Genomic DNA, 24,835 nt, shown 5'->3' on the forward strand with positions numbered 1-24,835 from the left:
TTTATGAACAAGAAACTAATCACACTTATTAGTGCTTTATTTACAACCGTTTACGTGAGTTTTGCGCAACAAACTACTGAGTCGCCTTACTCTTTTTACGGAGTCGGTGAACGCAATTTTAACGGTATAGCCGAGGAAAGTGCTATGGGCGGAATTGGTGTTTATGCCGATTCTACTCGTATCAATATGCAGAATCCTGCCTCACTTTCGCACTTAAAATTCACCGCTTTTTCAGCCGGATTTACAATGCAAAGCAAAAATATTGTTACAAATGAAACAAAAATAGGTACTAAATCCTCCGCCTTCGATTATTTTACACTCGGGTTCCCTATTCTCGAAAACTTTGGGGTATCGTTTGGGTTGGTGCCTTACTCATCGGTAGGTTATAAACTGAAGCACACCACAAGTGAAACAGTAAATCAGTTTGAAGGAAAAGGAAATGTGAATCAGTTTTTTCTTTCCTCTGGGATAAAGATATTCGGCGGATTCAGTTTAGGAGCTTCTTTCCGTTATAACTTTGGAACCATTGATATGACGGACCTCTTGCAACAAAAAGATGTGCAATTCTATACCCAAGAGTTTAGCAAATCACGCCTAAAAGGAGGTGCTTTTAACTTAGGTTTGTATTACGAAGAGACTTTGAAACACCGCTTGCGTTTGTATACTTCATTGGTATATACACCACAAAGCAAACTGTCTTCTGAAAACCAACGCAATATCTCTACCTTAGGCTATGTAACAGGAAATAACAGGCGTTCCGCACCACAATTGGCAATACGCGAAACACGTGCTTTAGATTTAGAAGCCTTAGGGCTCAAAAATACTTCTCTTACCTTGCCCACTCAAATAGAATTTGGATTAGGTTTAGGAGAACACCAAAAATGGTTTACAGGGATTGAGTATACCTATGCCAATACAAAAGCTTTTTCAAATCCGTTCCTTACTACCACAAATGTCAGTTATATCGACGGATACAAAATAGCCTTAGGAGGTTTTTGGATTCCTAACTACAATTCCTATTCAAGTTACTGGAAAAGAGTAACCTACCGTATAGGTTTGCGCTATGAAAATACAGGAATTGTGCTCAATAATCAAAACATAAACGACTTTGGCACGTCTTTTGGACTTAGTTTACCCGTAAAAGGATTTTCAAATCTTACCCTTGTGGGAGAATACGGCATAAGAGGTACTACCTCAGCCAATTTAGTAAAGGAAAATTATTTCAACTTAAAAATAGGTTTCACTTTAAACGATAAGTGGTTCCAACGAACAAAATATCAATAAAAAACAAACAAAGAATGAGAAGAAGAATTTTATTAGCCACAGTAGTTGCAAGTTTCTTTTATGCTGCCTATGCACAAGCACAAGATTGCAAAAACAACGAAGAATTAAAGCAAAAACTCTCTATATTTAGTGAGTATGCCAAAGCCAAAAATTACAAAGAGGCTTATCCTGTATGGAAGGAAGTATATACCCAATGTCCTTCTTTACACTATGCTACCTTTGCCTATGGCGAACGCATCTTGCAAGACAAAATGAATACAACCACAGGTGCTGAAAAGACTCAAAATGCCAAAGAATTGTTACAACTCTATACCGATTATAACAAAACATTCCCTACACGTCTTTCAGCTACTGAAATGCGTATTCGTCAAGCCCTCTTGATGTTCGATGAAAAAATAGGAACAGATAAAGAGATTTACGACCTTTTGCACAAAGCCTTTACCGAAGATAAAGCTAACTTTAAAAATGAAAAGGCTCTGTACTTGTACTTCTCTGAATTAGTTTCTTTACACGAAAAAGGACAAAAAGAATTGCAAGAAGTATTCGATGCTTATGACAACGTATCCGATAAAATTCAAGACGAAAAGAATGAGCTTTCTGAAACTATCAACAAGTATTTAGCTCAAGAAGAAGCAGGTACTCTTAGCGAAAAAGACAAAAGACTCTTGGACGGTTGTCGTAAACGCGTAGATAACTACGAAACTATTGCAGAGAGTGTAGATGCTAAACTCGGTCAGCTTGCTGATTGTAAAAACCTTATTCCTCTTTACACCAAGAACTTTGAGGCAAATAAGAACAATGAAGAATGGTTACGCCGTGCAGCAGGTAAAATGTCAGATAAAGATTGTACTAAAGACCCTTTATTCGTGAAAATCGTAACCTCATTGCACAACGTAAAACCGTCAGCAAACTCAGCTTACTATTTAGGGGTAATGAATGATAAAGCAGGAAATTCTGCCAAAGCTATTCAGTATTACAATGAGTCAGTGAACTTAGAGACAGATAACTTTAAGAAATCAAAATTGCTCATTCGTATCGCCTCTAAACACAGCAAAGCACAAGCGGTTGCCTATGCTCAAAAAGCACTTTCTTACAACCCTTCAAACTCCGATGCTTATCGTATTATGGCACACGCCTACGCAAGCTCAGCTAATGAATGTGGTAGTACTCCTTTTGAAAAAAGAGCCGTATATTGGTTAGCTGCTAAAACTGCTCGTAAAGGAGGTTTGGAAAGTTTAGCTGCTCGTTACGATGCTTTAGCTCCTTCAAAAGTAGATGTATTTGAATCTGGTTTAGCAGGTAAAAACATTACTTTTAAATGCTGGATAGGACAATCTATCACAGTGCCACGTTTGTAAGTAATATAGTGATAAAAAATATAGCATTATCCGTAGAAATGATATAAAATCATCTCTATGGATAATGCTAAAAAATATCCTTAACTTATGCATACTATCAATTTACAAAATCTACAAACACCACAGTTTTTAACTGATAATAATGGTAAATCTATAGCTTTAATTCCCGCCGAAGAGTATAAAGAATTATTAGCTATAGCCGAAATGTATGAAGATTTAGAAGACATCCAAGCCTTTAAAGATGCTGAGGGAGAGGAAACAGAACCCTTAGATGTTTTTTTAAAAAGAGTAGAGGAAAACAGAAAAAAAAATGGAATCTACTAAAAAATACACTGTAGTAGTTGTCAAAAAGATAAGTAAATTTATCGAATCCCTTTCAGAGCCTCATTATTCTGCTATTGTAAGCGCTTTGGTTTCGCTTGAAGAAAATCCAAGACCTTTTGGTTATAAGAAACTAACAAACGATGATAAGTACAGGGTACGAGTGGGAGACTATAGGATTCTTTATAAAATTTTTGAAGAGGTTGTAACAGTTGAAATTGTTAAGGTAAGCCATAGAAAAGAAGCCTATAAATAAAAGATGAGAAGAATTACTCTTGAAAAAATAATAAGAAGTATTGCCTTACTATTATGTATGGCAATGCTTTTTTCGTGTAATAACGATATGCGCAATCTTCAACAGCTGAGCATTCAAAAGAAATTCCCGCAAGGAGAAGCCTTTGATTTTAAACTGGTATACACCGATTCTACTAAGGTGGTTGCTGTTGTTACCAGTAAATTAAATAAAGATTTTACCAATCAGCGTATGCCGTACTCTGAATTCCCCGAAGGGGTGAAAGTAGAGTTTTACGACCAAGCACGGCATAAAAATATCGTAGAAGCTAACTACGGCATTATCTATCCGAGCTCCGATATGGTAGAACTGCGCGACAATGTAGTACTCACTACTTATGACGGTAAGAAACTAAAAACATCTCAGCTTTTTTGGGACCAAAAAGAAGATTGGATTTTTACCGATAGAGAATTTAGTTTTACCGATGAAACTAAAGGTACTGTTACTAATGGTATAGGTATGGATTTCGACAAGAAATTTTCGACTGTAAAAGCGCATAAAACCACAGGTATCTTAGCTATTGAAGATAACGAAGAAGAAGAATAACAATATAAAATAATATGAACGCACGTATATTTTTTGAATATGCCTATTTGGCAATCGCTCTTTACTGTGCCTATGAGGTTTATAACTTGTGGGGCACTGCTGACCGCACTCAGTGGTATTTATACATCGCCTTTGCTTTGGGAGCTTTGGCAATGTTTTGGTTCAGACGTCAAACCCGACTTAAACATAAAAAATAATGATTGAATTTATTGGTTATGCTGCTTCACTATTTGTGGTGCTCAGCTTTTTGATTAAAGATAATCTTGTGTATATACGCCTTACTAATTTGGTGGGGTGTGCTCTCTTTGTTGTTTACGGTTTCTTAATCAATAGTATTCCAGTGATACTGCCTAACAGCTTTTTAATAATAGTACAAATAGTATATATTTGGCGAGAATTGCGCAAGAAGAAATAAAAGAACTTTCTTGCATAATTATTATTTATCTTCATATAAAATCTTTCAATAAAAAAACGTTTCTTCCTATACAAAAACACCCTACTTTTGCACCCGTAAAACAAAACACAATATTATATGTCATTTGTAGGAAAACAATTCCCCAATATCGAAGTGAATGCTATGAGCGACCTTGGGGATACATTCAAAATAAACGTGCTTTCAGAAGCAGTGAACAACAAAAAGAAAGTTCTCCTTTTCTGGTATCCTAAAGATTTTACCTTTGTATGCCCTACTGAGCTTCACGCTTTCCAAGAAGCTTTGGCTGAGTTTGAGAAACGCAATGTGAAAGTAATAGGCGCTTCTTGCGATACTCCCGAAGTACATTTTGCTTGGCTCAATACTCCTAAAAACAATGGAGGTATAGAAGGCATAACTTACCCTATCCTTGCTGATAGCAACCGCAACCTCGCTCGTATTTTAGGTATTCTCGACTCTCGTGAAATTTACGACGAAACAGCTGATGCTTATCTTCTTGAAGGTGATGATGTAACTTTCCGTGCTACTTATCTTATCGATGAAACGGGAAAAGTATTTCACGAAAGTATTAACGATATGCCATTAGGGCGCAATGTAAAAGAATATTTGCGTTTGGTAGATGCTTATACTCACGTACAACAACACGGTGAAGTATGCCCTGCTAACTGGGAAGAAGGTAAAGAGGCTATGCACGCCGACCGCAAAGGAGTAGCCAGCTACTTGGCTTCTCACTAAAAAGTAAACAACACTCTTATAGATAACTTGATCATTGTAAGGAACTCATTCTCCCCCTCTTCTTTTTGTGAGAGAGGGGATGAGAATGAGAAAATTACACACTAAAAAACTCATCACTATTTTATTTTTATAATGACAGAACTTACCCAAGATAACTTGCAAGAAATAATAGCCTCTAACCCTCTTGTATTTGTACAATACGGCGCAGGATGGTGTGGTAATTGCAAGATAATGAAACCAAAGTTTAAAAAGTATGCCAGCGAAACTCCTAATGCTACTTTTATTTATGTAGATGCTGAAGCTTTCGCAGAGTCGCGCAAATTAGCCAAAGTAGATAATTTGCCTACCTTCGCTGCTTTTAAAAACGGTACTTTGGTGAACCAAATACAAACGAATAAAGCCGAACTCTTAAAGCAATTTATAGATGAGATTACCGGTAATTAAACACATCGTTAAATTTATTGAGACAAACGACCAAGATTACGTGAATGAGACGGTAGAAACGCTCGAAAATCTCATAGAATGTGAGCAACTCAAAGATGAGGAGCTGGACGTAATAGGCGAATTGCTCTCGAACTTCTACGGAGCTATCGAGGTAGACAATATGATTAAACAAGGTACTCCACAGAAAGACGCCCTTAACAGCTTTATGAAGCGTGTAGTAGGGTCTATAGACAAGTAAAATTATTATTATTTCTTTCACTAACTAGAAACGAAAAAGCCGTTCAGAGATGTCTGAACGGCTTTTTCTATTTTATATACTTCCGAAGGTAAGACGAAGAAAGATTAGACCGACGCAACATCAGTTTGAGTTAAAGTAAGCTGTGAAAGCTCGGGAGTTGAGGTATATTAGAACGTTAAATATTTGTTAAACACTTTGCTTTATATCTCTTTTATAACTACCTTTGTAGGGTAATTTGTTTACAAAACGGAATTATTCATTTTAAAAACGTATATATTATGAAACAAAGAGTACCTGTATCACAAATTATGAGTAAGGAGTTAGTAACTCTTACTCCTACTCAATCGCTTTATGAGGCTGAGCGACTGTTTAAGAAGCATAATATTCGCCATATTCCTGTGGTAGAAGGAGATAAGCTTATAGGTATCGTAAGCTATTCTGACCTTTTGCGCATTAGTTTTGCTGATATGACTGATGGCGAAGAGGAGGTTACTTCGGTGGTGTATGATATGTATACTATTCCGCAGATTATGGCTAAAACACCTCTTACGGTGAGCGCTGATACCTCGATTAAAGAAGTGGCTGAAATATTAGCCGACCAAAGTTTTCACTCTATACCGGTGGTAGATAACGGCAGGTTAGTGGGATTGGTTACAACCACTGACCTTATTAAATATCTTTTGGAACAATACTAAGTGTGAGTCATACAGGCGGTGTGAGCCACACAGGCGGAGAAAATTAGAAAATGAGAAAATGAGAGAATTAGAAAATGGGGTACGAGCTACAAGCTCGCACCAGCGGAGGGTGCACCCCTAAAAGTGACACATCTGAGGAAGCGGAATGAAACGGAGAAATTCAAAAGGTAGCTGAGAGGAATTTTGGTGAAAAAAGGGTGTAAGAAGGGTGGGGTTAGCTTATAGAAAGCTTATAGGAAGCTTATACGAATCTTGGACGATTGGTATAGAAAGGGTATATAAGTAATTGATTCATACCACAATACAACAAGGCTAAAAATGCCAAAAACGAGGTTTCGAGGCGAAAGAAATCGCTCCTTATAAAGGAGATGAGGTATTATAGAGTGCTTTGAAAGTAGAGAAGTATAGCTATACCATTTTTATAAAAAAAGCGACTCATTTTTGAGTCGCTTTTTTGATTCTCGGCTATGAGCTCTCATTGACTTCCTCGCTACCCTCAGCTGTTCTCATTTCTAACAACTAACTACTAATGAATAAAATTTGCTGATTAACAATTTATTTTTACTTTTGCATCTAAATTCATAAAATATTACATTCAATGAAAAAAATTTTATTCAGTATCGCAGCAATAGCAATGCTTGTAGGCTGTGGCAGTAAAGACGATGATACCCCTAATGGCGGTAATGGTACTACTACTCCTACTACCCAAAGTGACTACTTGCCTACTAAAAAAGTAAAAACAATTACTTGTAACTTCATTATAGTGGAAGATTACAAAGGTGGTGGTATAGGTCCTGCTCCTTCTCTTGAAAGTACCTTAGAACCCACTCTCAACGGTCAAAAATTTGTAGTAAAGACTTTGAACTTTTCTTATGAATACGATGAAAAAGGAAGAATCAAAAAGATTACTAGAAAGGAAGAGGGCAAAAGTGATAATGTAAAAACGTTTATTTATGGGGCTACCTCTGTGAAAATAACTTTTCCCAATGAAGATACAGGGGGTGTAGAAAATTTTGAAGTAGGACTCAATGCTGCTGGTAATATGTTAGCTGGTACTTATGATAGCAATCAACGATTGACTAACACTCCAAAAATAGGGGATTTTGAGTGGACAAATGACAATTTGACTAAGATTAGCATAAAGAGAAATTGGGACGGTAAAATTACTACCTTTGCAAATCAGCTTTCTTATAACAATAACTTGAACAAAAATAAGTTTTTGTTGTACAACTTTGAAGGGGATGCTGTGACTAGTTATGCTCAATATTTCGATTTTCAAATAGGTTGGATACAAGGAGTGGCTCCTAAGAACTTGTTACAACAAAGGGTTTTAACAAAAGATGGCACGGCTTTAAATTATACTTATAACTATACTTATTCTTTTGATACTGATGGTTTTGTAAAGACTATCAACGAAACCCGAAATGCAAGAGCTGGTAGAAATACAGGTCTTGGTTATTTTACTGATGCCAATTATTTAACGAAATTGAACACACTTATTACTAACATTCAAAATGGTACTGAGAAAAGCAAAAAGTACCAATTGGTAAGTGATAAAAGTGATGAAAAAGTGTTTGATATTATTATCCCTATAAAAGTGGTGAAAGATAAGAATGGTAAAACTATCGACTTAACAGTGAATAAAGTAGCTCGCCACACTTTCAAACTTAAAACTGAAAATGGAGCACAAATAGTAGATGATATTCGTGTTGAAATTAGCTATAACAGTGATATGACTACTACTTATCAGTTGAATTACTAATATTTCTAATAGACAAATAATAAAAAAGCGACTCGAAAACGAGTTGCTTTTTTTGTTGTAAACTTTGCAAAGTTAATATGAATACTAAATCTTCACTTTTAAACCTACAAACACAGTGCGAGGTAGCGAAGGACCATAGATGTAATCGGCGTCGCGTTCAGCACCTTTGTCGAAATCTTTTTGATATTGGTTGAAAAGGTTTTTGATACCGCAACTCACTTCTAAGGGGAAGAAAGTTTGGAATTTAAATTCATAAGCGGTATTCACGCCTACATCCCACATTGCGGGAGTAGTTTCTAAGCGTGTGTCAGGAATATAGCCTTTTAAGTGGGTAGTTTTCATACTGCCTGTATATACAGTTACGAAGTTGATATCCCAATTAGGGCGTGGTTTATAAGTTGCCATCAGGTTGCCATACACACTTGGCGTGCGGAGAATTTCATCGGTATAGACGTTTTCTTCGGGGTTTTGCACGCTGTTGTATTTAGAACTTTGGATAGTAGTGGCAAGTTGTACCATAAATTTGGGATTGGGGCTGTACTTCACTTCTATATTTACTCCCTTCACTACGGCACCATCGGAATTGCGTTTCTCACGGATAGGCAATCCGTTTTCTAAACCTGCATCTTCATAAGTAAAGCGGTCGTGCAAAGCGGTGTAAAACCCTTCAATCATCGCTACAAATTGGTGATTATCGTGAGCGTGGTTATACTCAAAAGAAGCGGTAAAACTATCAGAAGTCTCTTTTTTAAGATTATCGGCGAGTTTTACGCGTCGTGCTTCACCCCCTTGCAATTCGCTGTGTACATCTTCTGAATAGAAGAAAGGCGCTCTAAAACCACGTGAATACGAACCCCGAGCAATGAAATTCTCATCGATATTGTAGAGCACGCTCGCACGAGGGTTGAGCGCTGTAACGCTTTTCTTCATTATATCGGAATTTACATTATCGAATCGGACACCCCCAAGCACTTTGATTTTGGGAGAGATACGCCAATCGGCTTGAGTAAAGAGACCAAATGTATTCGCTTTTTGGTTTACGGCAAGCACATTAGGATTCTGACGCTTTTCGGCTATCTTGTCGTATTGATATTCGGCGCCCGACGTCCATTGCAAATTGCCGTTGCCCGTAGGTACATAAGCCGTATGCTGTCCGCCAAGTAACCAAATATTCTCTTTGGTAACCCCATAGTTGCCAGAAGACGCTTCTATATCAATACCATCGAAACTACCGTAATAATTATCAGCACGAGTGCGTTCGGCACTGGTATAGGCGGTGAACTTATGGTTATAAGCAGGGGAAAAGTAGTCGAAACTTGCATTCCCTCCAAGCATTTGCGTGCGAATGCTCTCGGCAAGGTCAGCAAGGTGTTCGGGTTCGTCGAGTTTATTACCTCCACGACGGTTTTCGTTGCTCACGTTCAGTTCGGCAGTGAGTTTATGACGGTCGGTGAAATCGTTAAAGAGTTTTGCTCCTGCATTGAGGTTGCGCAAACGAGTGATTTCGGTAAAATCATCGCCATTATCGTCGTAAGACTGACGTGAGCGTTGCATAGCGTGGAAAGAGATACCGCGCATATAGTTTTCACTCACGAGTGAACCATTGAAAGAGCTTACCACATCGGCTGATTTACCGCCTATGAGGTTACCCACAATACCTGCTTGTGCCTCGTTTTTAGTAGGATTTTTAGTAATCACATTGATCGTACCGGCAATGGCATTAGAGCCAAAGAGGGCAGAACCACCTCCACGGATTACCTCTATGCGCTCAATCATATTGGCAGGGATTTGGTCTAATCCATACACGCCATTGAGCGAACCAAAGATAGGACGGCTATCGATGAGGATTTGAGAATAAGCACCCTCCAAACCGTTGATGCGCACTTGGGAAGTACCACAGTTCTGACAGTTTACTTCGGTGCGCAAACCCGGTTGGAATACCAGACCTTCCATCAAGGTATGGGCTTTGACGTTTGCCAGTTCGCGATTGGTAGTAACACTCACCAGTACAGGTGCGTCCCTGCGGTTTTCTTTGGTTTTGGTAGCTGTTACGACCACTTCTTCCATTCCGACCACATCTTCTTTGAGAGAGACATCTTGAGAGAGAGTCTCTTCTCCTGTGATAACCACTTTATCGTTATAAGGAATATACCCCAACGAACGCACTTTTAGCCTGTATTCGCCAGCGGGTAAGGAAAGAGAATACTGACCATTGCGGTCGGAGGTTGTCCATTTTTTGAAGGTTTTACCTTCGAGTTGGACAGTTACGGCTTCTAAGGGCTGACCTTCTGCCGTGATAATACCTTTGATAGTACCTTCCTGAGAGAAACTCAAAATACTAAAAGCTAAAGAGATAGCTAATAAAAAAGTTTTCATATATTACTAATATCATTATTTTGGGGCAAAGGTAGTATATTTTTAGATACTACGAAAATAAATTAAAAATTATTTTTACATAAATCTAAAAATAATTAAAGAGAGAACATTAAAGGCTGAAAATCAACGGTGGTTGTTTACGTTTTGCGAAATACACCTTGTGTGCGGTTACATCTATGTTAGCCGATTATAAACATTTCTCCCTACCGCCCTTCAAAGGGGGAAGTAGCGATGCTTATCATACACGAAGAACATAACTCTTAATAAAACAATATACTATTTTTCTTCAACTCTTAATTCGCTTTGTACATATCGAACTGAGATATAGTTGATAATTTTGCGCAGTTGCTCTGTGAGACCTCTGACGGACTTTAAATAAACTTTAAACGGAACTACAGTGGGTTTTCAGTGGGTCTACAGTGGCTCTACAGTGGCTCTACAGTGGGTCTACAGTGGGTCTACAGTGGGTCTACAGTGGGTCTACAACGATGGTTAATAAAATTATAATCGAACATTAATTGAGCTTATGGTGTTGCTATCTGCTCATATCAGTCGTTTTATAGGTTAGAATTGTCGAACCATAAAATAAGTAACGTAAGCTGGAGGAAAAATGCTTGGGGTGGGATATGTGAGAGATAGTGAAGGAAAGGTGGTTTATTGCCCCAAGTAAGTAAAATATTAAAGGTAGCAATATGATTACTAAGTAATAAAAAAAGGCTGTTCAATACATATTGAACAGCCTTTTTTATAATATGAAAACAACATTTTTTTATTGTTTATATAACTTTGCACTAATTGTTTGTGCGACTCGTACTATTTTTGTTGAGCATCAATTACTGCAAGGGTAGCGAGATTTACCATTTCGTCGACAGTAGAACCGATAGTGGTGATGTGAATAGGTTTAGAAAGACCTAAAATCACAGGGCCTATGGTGTCTAAGTGTTGGGTTTCCTTGAGGAGCTTGTAACTGATATTTGCCGCTTCGAGGTTAGGGAAGATGAGTACATTAGCCCCTTTGCCCTTGTTGAGCTTAGAGAACGGATAGTTCTTGGCAATCTTCTCAGGATTGAGAGCAAAATCGGCTTGGATTTCACCATCGACTACTAAATCGGGGTGGTGCTTGTGGAGGTAAGCTACTGCCTCACGTACTTTCAGGCTACTTTCGGATACTGCCGAACCAAAGTTAGAATACGACAACATCGCTACCGAAGGTTTTAAGCCGAAGAACTTCACGGCACGTGCTGTAAGCAAGGCGATGTTAGCCAACTCTTCGGCAGTAGGGTCGATATTGATAGTAGCATCTGAAAGGAATAAAGGACCCTGCTTGGTGAGCATAATGCTGGTGGCAGCAATACGCTCTACGCCCTCGTCTTTTTTAATAATCTCCAATACAGGGCGAATAGCATTAGGATAAGCGTGGGAGTAACCAGTAATCATTGCATCGGCTTGACCGGTTTCTACGAGCATCGTACCAAAATAATTGCGCTCGCGCATTAGGCGTTCGGCTACTTCGTAGGTGATACCACGACGTTCGCGCAGTTTCCAATAATGCTTTACAAACTTCTCACGACGTGTTTTTTCGGCATCACTTTTAGGGTCGATTACATCTACACGACCGGTGAAACCTATTTCGTATTTGAGCGCTTTTATCACTTCTTTATTACCCAAAAGCACAGGAATACCGATACCATCTTCATAAATGCGTTGAGCAGCTTTAAGCACTTCCAATTGGTCGGCTTCAGCAAATACTACGCGTTTAGGATTTCGTTTGGCACGGTCTTGCAATAGGCGTATTTCTTTGCTACCTACACCAATTCTGTCCATTAGTTCGCCTTTGTAGGCTTCCCAGTTGGTAATAGGCTTTTGTGCTACCCCTGATTCCATAGCGGCTTTGGCAATAGCGGGCGGTACTTCGTATATCAAGCGAGGGTCGAACGGCTTAGGAATAATATAGTTGCGACCAAAGGTGAGATTTTCACCTCCGTATACCAAACTTACTTGCTGAGGTACAGTTTTCTTGGCAAGATCGGCGATAGCACGTACCGCAGCGAGTTTCATTTCTTCGTTGATTTTAGTAGCGCGAACGTCCAACGCTCCGCGGAAGATATAAGGAAAACCGAGCACGTTGTTCACTTGGTTAGGGAAGTCGGAACGACCTGTAGCCATAATGATATCTTTGCGGGTTTTCACCGCCAAATCGTAATCGATTTCAGGAATAGGGTTTGCCATTGCAAATACAATAGCGTCCTTATTCATAGAGAGCAACATCTCGGGGGTGAGTACATCTCCCTTAGAAAGACCGATGAACACATCAGAACCTTTTACTGCTTCTTCGAGAGTACGGAGATTGCGGTCGGTAGCAAATTCGGCTTTTTGTTCGGTGAGGTTGGGAGCGTCTTTACGAATCACACCCTTACTATCGCACATTACGATGTTCTTAGGGTTGGCACCCAAAGCCACGTACAAGCGTGTACAAGAGATAGCGGCGGCTCCTGCGCCGTTTACTACTATCTGCGCTTTGGCAATGTCCTTACCTACAATTTCTAAAGCATTGACAAGGGCTGCTGCCGAGATGATAGCTGTACCGTGCTGGTCGTCGTGCATTACAGGGATATCCAATTCCTCTTTTAGGCGACGTTCAATCTCGAAAGCCTCAGGCGCTTTGATGTCTTCGAGGTTGATACCCCCGAAGGTAGGAGCAATAGCTTTTACGGTTTCTACGAACTTATCGACATCGGTGGCATCTACTTCGATGTCGAACACATCGATACCTGCAAATATTTTGAAGAGCAAACCCTTTCCTTCCATTACAGGTTTAGAGGCATCAGCACCTATATCGCCTAAACCGAGCACGGCAGTACCGTTGGAAATTACGGCTACGAGATTGCTCTTGGCAGTATACTTATAGGCGTTGCTTTTATCTTCGGCAATTGCCAAGCAAGGTTCGGCTACTCCAGGAGAGTAAGCCAACGCGAGGTCGTGTTGTGTAGAATGTTTCTTGGTAGGCACAATAGCGATTTTACCAGGTTGTGGAAACTCGTGATAATGTAGTGCCTCTTCTTTTTTTCTTTGATCCATTTGATTTAGGTAAGAGGTAAGAGGTAAGAGGTAACGGCATTTGTTACCTAATTACGTGTTACCTATTATTTGTTTAGGGGGCAAAGGTAATAAATAATTACGAATGACGAATGAGGAATAGTGAGAAAGTTATTTAATTTAGATTTTGAGATACGTTTTTTTCTTCTTCAAAAATAGGGAATATCTGTCGGTTGTTTTGATATAAGAAGATTTGTTCTTCCTTGCCTCTGGTTTTATTTTTAAGCCATAGTACCGCATTTTTAGGTGCTTGATAGTATAGTTTTTCTGTTTTAGTCCCTTTTTGTTCGCCTAATGACACCCACCCTTTAATACCCTTGTTATAGAAGAGTTCATATACATCACCTTCTCTGATGAAATTATCATCATTACGGGGAATGAGTATTACTTTTGTAATGCTTTGTGGTGTACTGGATTTAAAGAATAGACTTGTGCCTTTTTCTTTTGCGCAAAAAAATGAAATTGGGTCGTTATCATAACAATTTTTAAGTTGAAAAAGTGCAATATTTTTCCAAGGTTTGCCATTGCTATAGATAGTATCGAAGATAACTTCTTTGTTATCTTTCCCGAAGAAATGAATTTCAGCAATAGAAAGAACGGAATCTTTGGGCACTTCATATTGAAAATAACGATAGGCTTTTTGAGAGTGAATAGGTACTTCTATTACATTTTGAGCAGGCAAAGACTTCATTATATGCAAGGTTTCAAAAGGAGAAAAACTAACATTATTACTTGCTTTGAGTCGAGAAAGGAGTAACCATTGTTTGTAATTAGCTGAATGCCCTTTTCTAAGAGGATATTTACGGGTTAACACTATTTCTTGCTTTTCTTGAGGAATAAGACTGTGTACCTTATCTTTTTGAAGCATAAAAGGGTAGGCTATAGGCGTGAGTTCGCCGTTTTCATAGCTCAGAGGCTGGTAAATCACAAAAGGTTCTATATTTTCAAACGTGGCTGTATTATTTGTTACTTTACCTTGTCCTACGACTAACCACCCCATACGAGCGGTAAAGACCCCAATAAAAGCATTTTTAGCTTCGCTTTGTAGCGAAATAATAGCTCTGTTTTTACCAAAGTATTCTTGGGAAACATCTTTTAAGAAAGGATTTTGCAATGAGGGAGGTAGTTGAGATAACTCTTCAAAGGGGCGTTGGATTCCATAGGTCATTCTAAAAACCTTTGCTTTTTTACGTTCATCAGTAAAAGAGGAATCGCGTGTGGCATCAAAATTTTCATACCAAAAAGACAGATATTTACCTGTGGTATCACGAACTACATTCCATTGATGATTATGTTGAAATTCAGGAGAATAAAGATAGATATCAGTAGTAACGGGGATTCCTACTGCACGCATTACATAAGTAGCAACATCACAAGATTCACGGCAAGTGCCTATTCTATTATTTAATTGAAAAATAGCATCTTGCCTAGGAGTTTTTAAATCATCAAAGTAGTAAAAATATTTTTCTTCTCTCAAATAACGGCACAATATATTGCAAGCTTCTACTACATCTGTACCTTGATAGAGAGAGTCTAAGATATAGTTATATTTTTGATAATATTGTTTTCGCCAATTGGTTAATGGTTCTTGAGCAATACGGTAAGGCAATATGAGTTCACAAAAATCTTCAAAAGAGAGATTTTTATTCCAAGGTTTTTCCTTCCAAACTTTAAACGCATAGTCAATATTTTCAATAAGCATAGAGGCTTTTACTTCTTTGATATCTTGTTTATAAGTAACATTAGAGGTCTCCTCTTGCCAGTTTATTCCTTTTTGGCGTTCCGCTTCAGTTAAGTCTCCTTTTTTTAAGATATGTGTTAAGAGCGTTTTTATACTATCTATCTCAGGGCTCACCTGATACTCATAATAAGGCATATTTTTTATAAGGAACACAGCTGCTTGATATTTTAAGCTGTCGTTTTGGTAGTGAGCTAATACCTTTTCTAACTCGGGGCGGTTAGTCCCCGCCTGTTGTAAAGCAAGTTCTAAAGCCTCGTTTTTGGTGGAGCAAGAAAATAAAAGAAAAAACAGAGTAACGAATATAAGATATTTCATAAAAAGGTACAAAAGCCCCTACTTTAAGGCAAGGGCTTGTTTTAAAGGTTTATTAAATACGCTGTGAGAAAAGACAGTTTTTCCGTCTCTGGCTGTGTTTTCTATGAAAATATAAGAGCGCACCTAAAAAAGGAAATAATAAGATAATAAATATCCAATACATTTCTACGCTCGGGTCTTTCTTATAATGACGATAGAAAATATCTAACAGTCCCCAAAGTATTAAAAGGAAAAGCAGAATTAAAAAAGTTGTAGTTAAAAATGGTTCCATAATATAATAAATTAAATATAATCTTTTATTATTCTTTTACTTCAATGGTAAGTGCATCACCTAATACTAAAGTATTTTTATAGCAATGTTTTTTAGGTGTATCCTCATTATCTATGTACTCAACTATTATAAAATCTAATTCTATTTCAGATTTATTTTTTTCATTTAGAACTGTTGCAATCAAGTGGATACTCCCTTTGGCTATATTAGCATGTATAACCTCTCCTTTGACAAATAACCAAAGACTTATATTTGAAGTAAGCTTAGAATTTGTTTCTCTATAACTCTCAATTTCAAAAGGAATAGAAATATTGTCCATAACTTCTATAACTTTTATGGTTATTCTATCTCCTATAAATAGTTCCTTTTTTAACCAATGAATAGAGTTATTAGTTTTAGTATCATATCCTCCAAAGCTTATGGTTAATTCATTACGAGCGTCTAAAAGTAATCTGTCTACAATGACAGAAGTGATCCCTTCTTGAATTCCTCCTACAAGAGATTTTTTATTAATGATAACTTCAAATCCTATCATTGGCAATTCCAATTTCCTTGTACAATACAATAATGAAGGCAATCACTACAAGGTTTTTTATAACTGTCATAATTCCTACAATCTACATATTTAGCAATACATTCTGCACGAGTCAATACATAATAGCTAGCAACTACTCCTGTTATAGCTCCTGCTACTGCTTCTCCAATAGGAGTCGGTTCAATTAATGCAACACCCCATACAGCACCAAGCCAACTATTATTATCCCACCAACTATTATTATCTCCATTCTCTGGATTTTCAAAATTAGCTGCTATTAATCCTCTTTTCAAACGAGCTAAAGTAAGAGAGTTGTTCTTTCCTTCTGGTGCTCCTGTGATTAGACCTTCTTTTGCCATTTCATTAATTTCTCTTAATCCGTAATAAAGAATAGAAGTGATATATAGTAAATCTGTCTGCTCTGTCTTGGGTAGATTCAATATTTCCTTATTAATTTCTGATAACTCATTGGAAAAAGTAATATATGATTTGCTTTCCTGTTTAGCCAATGCAATTTTTGATAGTATTGTAAGTTGCTTTGTGCTAAATTTTTCGATAGAACTGTTTTTAATCTCCAATGATTTTGATATCTTCCTATTAAAATCTAAAGATTCACGACGAAATTGTTTTTCAGTAATAATTTTTCGTAGTTGTTTAGCGAAGTTTTCTCCTGCTACAGCGATTTCTTTTGAATAGTCTTGTTCAATAAGAGAAGTGTCTTCCTCTGTTTTTTGACAAGAATAGAATACTAAACCTCCTATAATAATTAATGAGGCAATTACAATTTTAAAAACATTTTTTTTCATCTTTAGTTTATTTGATTAATTACTTAGTTTTATTTCTGCACTGTTTTTCGTATAAGGAAATAACTCGTAGCTTAGTTATTTATTTCTCTTCTTAAAAGACAAATATAAATCCTTGTTTAGCTAATGTGAATGTTTGCGGTATAATATTTATTGGTTTTTACGGCACAAACATACTACAAAAAATAATAACTTCCAAATAAATTATAAAATATTTTTAAGTATAATTCTTATTCCTTTCAAATATTAATTATTTATTATGTTATTAAATTAACAACAAATGGTCATTTTGTATCTGGTTTATCATTCATCCTTAATAGTTCTTTCATCTCTTCTCGTATTTGATAAGTGGCGATAGAAGGTATTTTTACAGGCATTTGCAATATGATAGTAGCTTCTTGCTTTGCTTTGGTAAAGTTTTCTTGTTTCTCATACATCTTTGCTAATAAGTAGTGAGGATAGAGACGGTTAGGTATCATATCACAGGCTTTTTGATAGTGTTGTATAGCTTGTGGATAGCCTTCCAAAGCCGTGTAATTATCGCCTAAAGAGGTTTGAACAACCGTATTGTTTAAATATTGCTCTGCTTGGTGAAGCACAAGATTGGAGCATTGAGGTCGTTCTGCTAAGCTTAAAGCCTTCCCGTAGTGCATTAAAAACTCACCATTTGTTTTTAAATATTTGTAAGAATTTTTATATAATGAAATACTTTCTTTAAAATTCATTTCTTGATAAGCATCGAATGCTTTCTTCCAAATACTATAACCCGTATGCAAACTGTAAGCATTATAGAGTTGTAACCCTATCCAAGCAATGGTTATTGAAAGGATTTGCCAACGCATAAAAGCATAAGGCAGTTTGAATTCTTGTTTGTTTTTTGCTGAAAAAGCAATAAATGCTATTGCGGTGAAAGCTATCAGTTTAAGGGGGAGAATCTGTAAAGGATATGAAAAACACGCAAATGCTGATAAAACAAGTATAAGGCAAGTACTTATGTTACGAACTATACTTTTAGGCTGTTTGAATATGAACCATATAAGTGTTACGAGCAACAAAAATCCTAGAATGCCTTCTTCTATAAAAAACTGAAGAAAATCATTAAAGGCATATACTACGTTGTCAGACAAAGCTATTTCTTGTTTAGAAGCTTTGTTTTTAGCAAAATACTGCGCTTGATAATCCATATAATGAGCTTTATAACCATCAAGACCTGTACCTGTGAAAGAAAAATCTTTGAGCATTTCAGTACTTATTTTCCATACTAATACGCGTCCATCGGCAGAGTCTTTTCGCATAGTGTAGAAAAAGAAAGTACATACGGCTATAAGCACAAATGTTGTTGCAATATATCCATATCGCTTGATAGAGAATTTTATCTTTTGAGTTACCTTTGTGTAAACCATATAAGACGTCCCTATAATAAAAGCTAACCACGAAGCTCTTGACTGCAGGATAATGAGTACACCTATGCTCAATAAAATGTTTAAAACAGTAAGATAATACAGGAATTTTACAATTGTTTTTCGTGCTTTTATATTGGTAATATATCTATAAAGACTCTTTCTGTACAATATTAGAAATACACTAAACATACTACCTACCGCAATAAGTCCAGCGAAAGGAGCAGGATTGAAAAAGCTACCTGTAAGTGCATAGTTGGAATGGAAAGACTCAAATACATAAAAATATTGTCCACACCCGTATAATGTATTGACAAAAATAGCTAAACTGACACCTAATACAATAGCTAATATTGTCTTTTCTGCTCTTATGACATTCCTCAAGAACAAATAATAAGCATAACAGCTGATAAGGTCGTAATAACGCAATGAGTTGATTGTACCTTTTATAAGGGCATTAGAAATGATATGAACCAGCAGTGCAAATACAACAAGATCTATTGATGAGACAAATAAATTCTTTTTTGACAAGATTATTTGCCAAATGAAGTAAAAAATGAATCCTACAGAGAGAATTGTAAAAACTATTGTTTTAGAAGCGAAAGTACTATTTTGATAGCAGTCAAAAGTAACTAAACTTACTAAAGTAGTTATCAAAAACGAATTACTTAGTGTTATACGCATTTTGTATTCTTTTTTTTGCTTGGAGTTCTGATTATTTCTTCATCATCTTTGCTGAAAATATAAAAATAAGTAGTACAATCACTCCCATTACCCACCAAAGGAGTTGCTGATGAGATTTTTCGGCAGGAGTGGAAGATGCTTTTATAGAAGAGCTTTCTGTTTTGGGTTGTTTGAGCACTTCGCCATATTGTAATTCGGTGAGTTGTTTTGGGATATCGGTTATGAAGTGCTCTATATCATATTCGGGGGTATAATCATCTTCTTTGCCATAAGCTAAATAATAGGTGCGATTAGGGTCTAAAAAACGAGCCGCTAAGGTATAACGTATTGCATATACTACGACTTCGCTAATAGGAAGAGGCTCGTTATCTCCGTTTTCTATTATTATTTGTCCGTATTTCACAAGAATATCATCAAAGGAGAAGGTATTATTGGTTTTAGAACTAAGAGGCGCTTCTCTTAAATCGTAAGAACAATAACTATCACAACGCTTTTGCGCATACGATTCGGTAACAGAAGTAGCGAGATTTAGCTTCCTGTAATAATCATAAGAGGCTTGAGGGACAACGCGTATCTTACAGATGCGAAGAGCCTGAGGCAGACTGAAGTTTATGTAACTGCATTTGGTTTCTTTACTGTTTATTACTGAGAAATTGACCTTGTGTTTTACGATGTTATTAGTGTCGATTACTGTATAAGGGACTTCGATGGTATCAGTAGCCGATACGCCATAAATACGGAGGTCTGCGCCATAACTTTGAAATTGTGCAAAGGTATGGTCGGGTAAAATGAGTTTATGCCAAGCGTTCCCCTTTACACCTTTCAGTTCTTGCTTATAGGTGTAAGAAGAGAGTTGCGCATAAGTTGTAGCAGTTAGGAGTGTAAAGAGCAAAAGAAAGCGTTTCATATCATTGCTTATTAAAATATCTGTGCAAAGATAGCCTGTTTTAACTAAAAAAGCAAATGTTTTTAGGTTATTACCACAGTTTTGCCACCAAAAAACACACTACTATGCCATATAGTACGGGCAAGAGTGTAGCAATGAGCGTCCATTTCTTGCTATGGGTTTCTTTGTATATCGTGTAGATAGTAGTACTACAAGGATTATGTAACAAGCTGAAGAGCATTAGGTTTATGGCGGTGAGGAGTGTCCAACCCCCAGCGTGTAGCAAGGTACCTACTTGAGAGGTTGAGGCTTCCATCAGTACGCCTGCCCCCTCGCCTACTGCTGTTTGCCCTAAGACCATAGTGGTGAGCATCAGCACGGTGGGAATGACGATTTCGTTGGCTGGAATGGCAACGATATAGGCAAGCAGGATTACGCCATTTAAGCCTATAAACACGCCTATGGGGTTTAACCCTTGAATGAGCCAGAGAGCAATGGGCTGGTGAGCTATTTGGAGATTGCATATCAGCCATATTACTGCTCCCGCAGGCGCAGCAAATACAACAGCGCGCCAAAGTACAATAAGGGTTCTATCGATAAGCGATGTGTAGAGCGTTTGGAAGAAGCGCGGTGGACGATAAGGAGGCAACTCCAATACAAAGAACGACGATTCGCCTTTGAGAAGTGTCTTGCTCAATAACCACGATGTGAAGAATGAAAAGACAATCCCCAACACGGCTATGCCTATGACAGCAAGCATTGCTACTGTGTCGCTCCACTGCTTAGGCACTAAAGCCCCGATGAACAATGTAGCAATGAGTATTTGAGTAGGCCAACGACCGTTGCAGAGCGAAAAGTTATTGGTGATAATGGCAATGAGTTTTTCACGCGGACTGTTGATAATACGCGTTGCTACCACTCCTGCGGCATTACAACCAAAGCCCATACTCATTGTGAGGGCTTGCTTGCCGTGAGCGCCTGCTGTGCGAAAGAGCTTATCGAGATTAAAAGCCACACGAGGTAGGTAGCCAAAGTCTTCGAGGAGGGTGAAGAGCGGGAAGAATATAGCCATTGGGGGTAACATCACTGAAATGACCCATACCGTAGCCAAGTACACTCCATCGATAAGGAAACCGCTAAGCCACCAAGGGAAATGCAAGACATTCGCTCCATTTTTCAGGAGCGGATAGAGCCACCCTACAAATAAATCGGAGAGCCATTGCGAAGGGTAATTAGCCCCGATAATGGTAATCCACAGCACACCTGCCAAGAGCAGAAACATAATAGGGAAACCCCAAATTTTATGTGTTACGACTTTATCTATCGCGCGGTCGATGCGGAAAGAGCGCGCAGTAAAATCGGTACTGACGGAGGCATTGGTAAGGGCAGTAGCTTGGGCGTAGATTGCTTCTACCAAATCGTTGCGGTACGTATCGCCTAAGAGATGGTGATATTTTTCGGCAATACGCGAGATACGCGCCTGCCTTTCGGGATTATTTTCAGCCGAAAAAGCTCCTTCTTCTATACCTTTTTGCACGCTCTCATCGCCTTCGATGAGTCGCATTGAGAGCCAACGTGTATTCGGTAAATCGGGATTTAGTTCAGAAAGTGCCAACTGTAACTCAGCAATGGCTTCGGCATTTTGCTTAGGAAGGTCGATAAAGGTTTGTTTTTTCGTTTGGAATTTACCACTTACCACTTCTTCGATAGCAAAGAGCAAATCGGCGATACCTTCTTTGGTACGTGCAGATGTTGCCACTACGGGAATGCCCAAATCGCGTGAAAGGGTGCGCGTATCGATATTGATGTGATGCCGGCGCGCCTCGTCCATCAGGTTGAGACAAAGCACTGCTTTATCGGTGATTTCGAGTATTTGAAGTGCCAAACTGAGGTTGCGTTCTAAACGACTTGCATCTACTACGATGACTGTTACATCGGGTTTGCCAAAGAGAATAAAGTCGCGTGCTACTTCTTCGTCTTCGGAAGTAGAAAGCAGAGAGTAGGTGCCAGGTAGGTCGATGATGCGGTATCGTTCCCTATGGAATGAGAAACTGCCTTCGGCACGTGTTACGGTTTTACCAGGCCAGTTGCCGGTGTGTTGGCGCAAGCCGGTAAGAGCGTTGAAGACGGTGCTTTTGCCGGTATTAGGATTCCCTGCGAGGGCAATGGTATAGTTATAAGTGCCTGCCTCTTCACCTAAGGGTTTTAGGGAAGCGGAGGGGTTGAGGGCACAAATATCGCAAGTGTTTTTCATAGTTGTATAACAAGCCGAACGCTTGTTTGATTTGTTTATATTTATTTTTTCTTATTTACAAGGATTATCAACTTTGCCAAAGGTGCGAGCCACACAGGCAAAAACTTTGGCAAAGTGTAGCACATCTGACACCTAACCTCTATCTCCTGCCACCTGAATCAGCACACAGAGGGCATCGGTTTTGCGGAGGGCGATTTGGGTGTTGTGAATGCTATACGCAACGGGGTCGGATAGGGGACTGACGTTTTCTATCTTGATTTTTGACCCGCGTACGAAACCTAAGTCGAGCAAGCGTTGCCTTACTTCTTGTCGGCATTCAGGGATAAATCCGGTAATGACAGCGGTTTGTCCTATTTTCAGTGAGGCTAAGGTAATGGTCATATAAGCGTTTGTATTATCAAAATATATTTTTAGACAAGCAAAATTACAAACTTTTATTGAATTGACAAAATTATTTTAGGTTTTTAGATGTGAGGCTTTAGGACATAGGCCTTAGGGCATAGGCCATAGGCACTAGGAATGGCGACGCAAAAGCGATGAGCGGAAAATTAGAGAATGAGGAAATGAGGGAATTAGTAAATGAGGGAATTAGAGAATGAGAAAATTGGTAAATGGGGTGTGGGGTTATGTTAGGGGAATGAGGCTGCGCCTTGTGAAAAGATTGAACACAAAAAAAGGAAATGTAATGATAGGAAAAATGATGAGCCTCCCCCCCTATTCACTTACTCCGCTATTGTAGTGTACCTACTCAGCTGTGAGTTTTTACTAACTCTATCTTGAAAGAGAACAGGTAGGGTTTAACTGAGAAAAATATATAGAGAGTATGAGAAAAATTAGTAAGTGGACACAGTTTGACCGGTAGGAGTTTTATCTTTGCCACCAAAATTTTTCGACAAATTAAGAGGAATATATATTCTAAAAGTTTTGTACATTTGTCGCAAAATGTTAAAAAACAATATCAGTATTTGAGATAGGCATACAAACAAATATAATGATATAGCATTTTGCTTTGATTTTTCTGTTTACGACCAATTTTTTCAATAGCACAAGGGAAGTCTGTGCTTGGTGTTTTTAAAGACGAGAATAAATATTAAAATAATATGGAAATACAAAAATTGTTAAATGATTTCTACAAAATCCAAAAACAGTACCAAACAAAAGGTAATAGTTTCAACTTCTTTCAATTTATAGAAGATAAGTTTTGGAAAATCACTGAAACTAAACATAGTCGTATTTTAGCTTTCTTCTTAAATCCAGAAGAAACTCACGGACAAGGGGGAACGTTCTTAAAACTTTTTCTCGACAAATTAGAAATTGATACAACTAATTTTAATCAAAAAGAGTGGAGAGTATATGTAGAAAGAAATAATATTGATATTCTTTTACAATGTAAAACTATTAGTATTGTAATTGAAAATAAATCTAACGGAGCTGAAAACCAAAACAATCAGTTGTATCGCTATTGGGATAGTGCCATTTACCAATTTCATCATAAAAACCTTCAAAAAGCTAATGATAAAAACTTCTCGAGAATACTATATTTACCTGATGGATGGTGGTATGATCGCAAACCAACAGAACAAACTAAAGAACGTCCTAAATATCTTCCTGCTGATGAGTATCCTGAAAAACTTAATGAAAATATCATCACTACTTGGACATACACAAAAGAAATAAAAGAGTGGCTAACAGAATGTGCTAACAGCATAAGCGAGAGTAATATTATCAAACACTTTATCAATAGTTATATAACTTATTGGAGTAAAATAAAATTAAAAGACAAACAATATATGGAAACTTTAAAAAAGCATTTAGAAACTGTTGAAGACTGGAAAAACCTCAATGAGGTTATAAATCAAGTTCAAAATTTAAAATCTCAATGGATAGCAGACTTTGAGAAAGAAATAAAAGCTGAAAATCCTGATAACTTTTGGGGAGCAAAATATAGTAAGGGATTCCCCTATGATTTTCGTTGGGGAGTTCAAAATAGTGGTTGGAATGACTTATGTTTTATCTTTTATCCTTCTAACTATGGTTTTTCTATCTGGGGAAAGAATTTTTATAAAGTAAGAGAAAATTATAAAACTAAATTTGAAGAAATCTTTAATGAAGATTTCCAATGGATAGAAGAACCTAATAGTGATTATGCTATGTTTCTAAAAGGTGATTGTTTTGAATTTGATGAGATTGATTTACCTTGGCAATTTCATAACAATGCTCAATTAGTAAAACGGATAAAAGAAGTAATTACCAAATATACGAATAGTCCCAAAGTAGTAGAACTTTTTAAAACAATAAATGCAGACCCTAAAGAGTAAGAAACAAACATTCCCTCTCCTAAAAAAGTGAAGTATTTTTTGAAAAAA

23 protein-coding genes are annotated in these 24,835 nt (G+C 37.6%); 13 read left to right on the forward strand and 10 right to left on the reverse strand.

Translation table 11 applies throughout. The annotated features are described in order from the left end of the window. Nucleotides 1–3: 3 nt before the first annotated feature. From HW278_RS04765 to HW278_RS04820, 12 genes are all read left to right on the forward strand, one after another. Nucleotides 4–1,284 carry a hypothetical protein gene (locus HW278_RS04765; protein ID WP_178977101.1) on the forward strand — a complete coding sequence of 427 codons (1,281 nt, stop codon included), beginning with the start codon at nt 4–6 and terminating at the stop codon, nt 1,282–1,284. 14 nt (nt 1,285–1,298) lie between these two features. After that, nucleotides 1,299–2,642 (forward strand): hypothetical protein, encoded by a 1,344-nt coding sequence (locus HW278_RS04770; RefSeq protein WP_016478252.1) that lies wholly within the window; start codon nt 1,299–1,301, stop codon nt 2,640–2,642. Between the two features lie 87 nt (nt 2,643–2,729). Then, the gene (locus HW278_RS04775) at nt 2,730–2,966 is read left to right on the forward strand and encodes a hypothetical protein (RefSeq protein ID WP_002674180.1); all 237 of its coding nucleotides are present in this window, start codon (nt 2,730–2,732) and stop codon (nt 2,964–2,966) included. Next, a complete protein-coding gene (locus HW278_RS04780) occupies nt 2,953–3,219 on the forward strand; it encodes a type II toxin-antitoxin system RelE family toxin (protein WP_178977102.1) in 267 nt (88 codons plus the stop codon). Before HW278_RS04775 ends, HW278_RS04780 begins: the two co-directional genes overlap by 14 nt. Before the next feature lie 3 nt (nt 3,220–3,222). Further along, nucleotides 3,223–3,801, forward strand: coding sequence for an LPS export ABC transporter periplasmic protein LptC (gene lptC / locus HW278_RS04785; protein WP_178977103.1), 579 nt, complete (start codon nt 3,223–3,225; stop codon nt 3,799–3,801). 14 nt (nt 3,802–3,815) lie between these two features. Next, on the forward strand, nt 3,816–3,998 hold the full coding sequence (locus HW278_RS04790; protein ID WP_002674183.1) for a hypothetical protein: 183 nt from the start codon (nt 3,816–3,818) through the stop codon (nt 3,996–3,998). After that, complete coding sequence (locus HW278_RS04795) at nt 3,998–4,216, forward strand: SemiSWEET family transporter (RefSeq protein WP_178977104.1); 219 nt, start codon at nt 3,998–4,000, stop codon at nt 4,214–4,216. The genes HW278_RS04790 and HW278_RS04795 overlap by 1 nt, the downstream gene beginning before the upstream one ends. 117 nt (nt 4,217–4,333) lie before the next feature. Further along, nucleotides 4,334–4,969, forward strand: coding sequence for a peroxiredoxin (locus tag HW278_RS04800; RefSeq protein ID WP_009409977.1), 636 nt, complete (start codon nt 4,334–4,336; stop codon nt 4,967–4,969). Nucleotides 4,970–5,101: 132 nt separating this feature from the next. Beyond that, complete coding sequence (locus HW278_RS04805; protein ID WP_009419978.1) at nt 5,102–5,413, forward strand: thioredoxin family protein; 312 nt, start codon at nt 5,102–5,104, stop codon at nt 5,411–5,413. Next, entirely contained in the window at nt 5,394–5,651 is a 258-nt protein-coding gene (locus HW278_RS04810; protein ID WP_048747710.1) for a DUF6952 family protein, read from the forward strand. The genes HW278_RS04805 and HW278_RS04810 overlap by 20 nt, the downstream gene beginning before the upstream one ends. Nucleotides 5,652–5,929: 278 nt before the next feature. Next, on the forward strand, nt 5,930–6,346 hold the full coding sequence (locus tag HW278_RS04815) for a CBS domain-containing protein (RefSeq protein WP_002674193.1): 417 nt from the start codon (nt 5,930–5,932) through the stop codon (nt 6,344–6,346). Nucleotides 6,347–6,944: 598 nt separating this feature from the next. Further along, nucleotides 6,945–8,108 (forward strand): DUF4595 domain-containing protein, encoded by a 1,164-nt coding sequence (locus tag HW278_RS04820; protein WP_178977105.1) that lies wholly within the window; start codon nt 6,945–6,947, stop codon nt 8,106–8,108. Between the two features lie 84 nt (nt 8,109–8,192). Here HW278_RS04820 and HW278_RS04825 read toward each other — a convergent pair whose 3' ends face one another. The 10 genes from HW278_RS04825 to HW278_RS04870 all read right to left on the reverse strand — a co-directional run bounded on the left by HW278_RS04825 (nt 8,193) and on the right by HW278_RS04870 (nt 22,850). Continuing rightward, on the reverse strand, nt 8,193–10,484 hold the full coding sequence (locus tag HW278_RS04825; RefSeq protein ID WP_178977106.1) for a TonB-dependent receptor: 2,292 nt from the start codon (nt 10,482–10,484) through the stop codon (nt 8,193–8,195). Nucleotides 10,485–11,297: 813 nt separating this feature from the next. Further along, nucleotides 11,298–13,562, reverse strand: a complete 2,265-nt coding sequence (locus HW278_RS04830; RefSeq protein WP_048747961.1) for an NADP-dependent malic enzyme — start codon at nt 13,560–13,562, stop codon at nt 11,298–11,300. 133 nt (nt 13,563–13,695) lie between these two features. Beyond that, complete coding sequence (locus HW278_RS04835) at nt 13,696–15,636, reverse strand: hypothetical protein (protein ID WP_255493790.1); 1,941 nt, start codon at nt 15,634–15,636, stop codon at nt 13,696–13,698. A gap of 52 nt (nt 15,637–15,688) precedes the next feature. Next, the gene (locus HW278_RS12870; protein WP_083832745.1) at nt 15,689–15,907 is read right to left on the reverse strand and encodes a PLDc N-terminal domain-containing protein; all 219 of its coding nucleotides are present in this window, start codon (nt 15,905–15,907) and stop codon (nt 15,689–15,691) included. A gap of 28 nt (nt 15,908–15,935) precedes the next feature. Then, entirely contained in the window at nt 15,936–16,442 is a 507-nt protein-coding gene (locus HW278_RS04845) for a hypothetical protein (RefSeq protein ID WP_034575949.1), read from the reverse strand. Continuing rightward, nucleotides 16,439–17,248: a hypothetical protein gene (locus HW278_RS04850; protein WP_009422233.1), complete on the reverse strand. Its 810-nt coding sequence runs from the start codon at nt 17,246–17,248 to the stop codon at nt 16,439–16,441. Before HW278_RS04850 ends, HW278_RS04845 begins: the two co-directional genes overlap by 4 nt. Before the next feature lie 281 nt (nt 17,249–17,529). Further along, entirely contained in the window at nt 17,530–19,329 is a 1,800-nt protein-coding gene (locus HW278_RS04855; protein WP_255493791.1) for an O-antigen ligase family protein, read from the reverse strand. 31 nt (nt 19,330–19,360) lie between these two features. After that, nucleotides 19,361–20,236, reverse strand: coding sequence for a hypothetical protein (locus tag HW278_RS04860; RefSeq protein WP_178977108.1), 876 nt, complete (start codon nt 20,234–20,236; stop codon nt 19,361–19,363). Between the two features lie 70 nt (nt 20,237–20,306). Further along, on the reverse strand, nt 20,307–22,469 hold the full coding sequence (gene feoB / locus HW278_RS04865; RefSeq protein ID WP_178977109.1) for a ferrous iron transport protein B: 2,163 nt from the start codon (nt 22,467–22,469) through the stop codon (nt 20,307–20,309). 132 nt (nt 22,470–22,601) lie between these two features. After that, nucleotides 22,602–22,850, reverse strand: coding sequence for a ferrous iron transport protein A (locus HW278_RS04870; RefSeq protein ID WP_009417090.1), 249 nt, complete (start codon nt 22,848–22,850; stop codon nt 22,602–22,604). A gap of 719 nt (nt 22,851–23,569) precedes the next feature. Here HW278_RS04870 and HW278_RS04875 point away from each other — a divergent pair. Continuing rightward, complete coding sequence (locus HW278_RS04875) at nt 23,570–24,787, forward strand: PD-(D/E)XK nuclease family protein (RefSeq protein WP_111972178.1); 1,218 nt, start codon at nt 23,570–23,572, stop codon at nt 24,785–24,787. Nucleotides 24,788–24,835 lie beyond the last annotated feature (48 nt).

It is taken from the genome of Capnocytophaga sp. oral taxon 902 (assembly GCF_013394735.1).
Classification (GTDB): domain Bacteria; phylum Bacteroidota; class Bacteroidia; order Flavobacteriales; family Flavobacteriaceae; genus Capnocytophaga; species Capnocytophaga ochracea.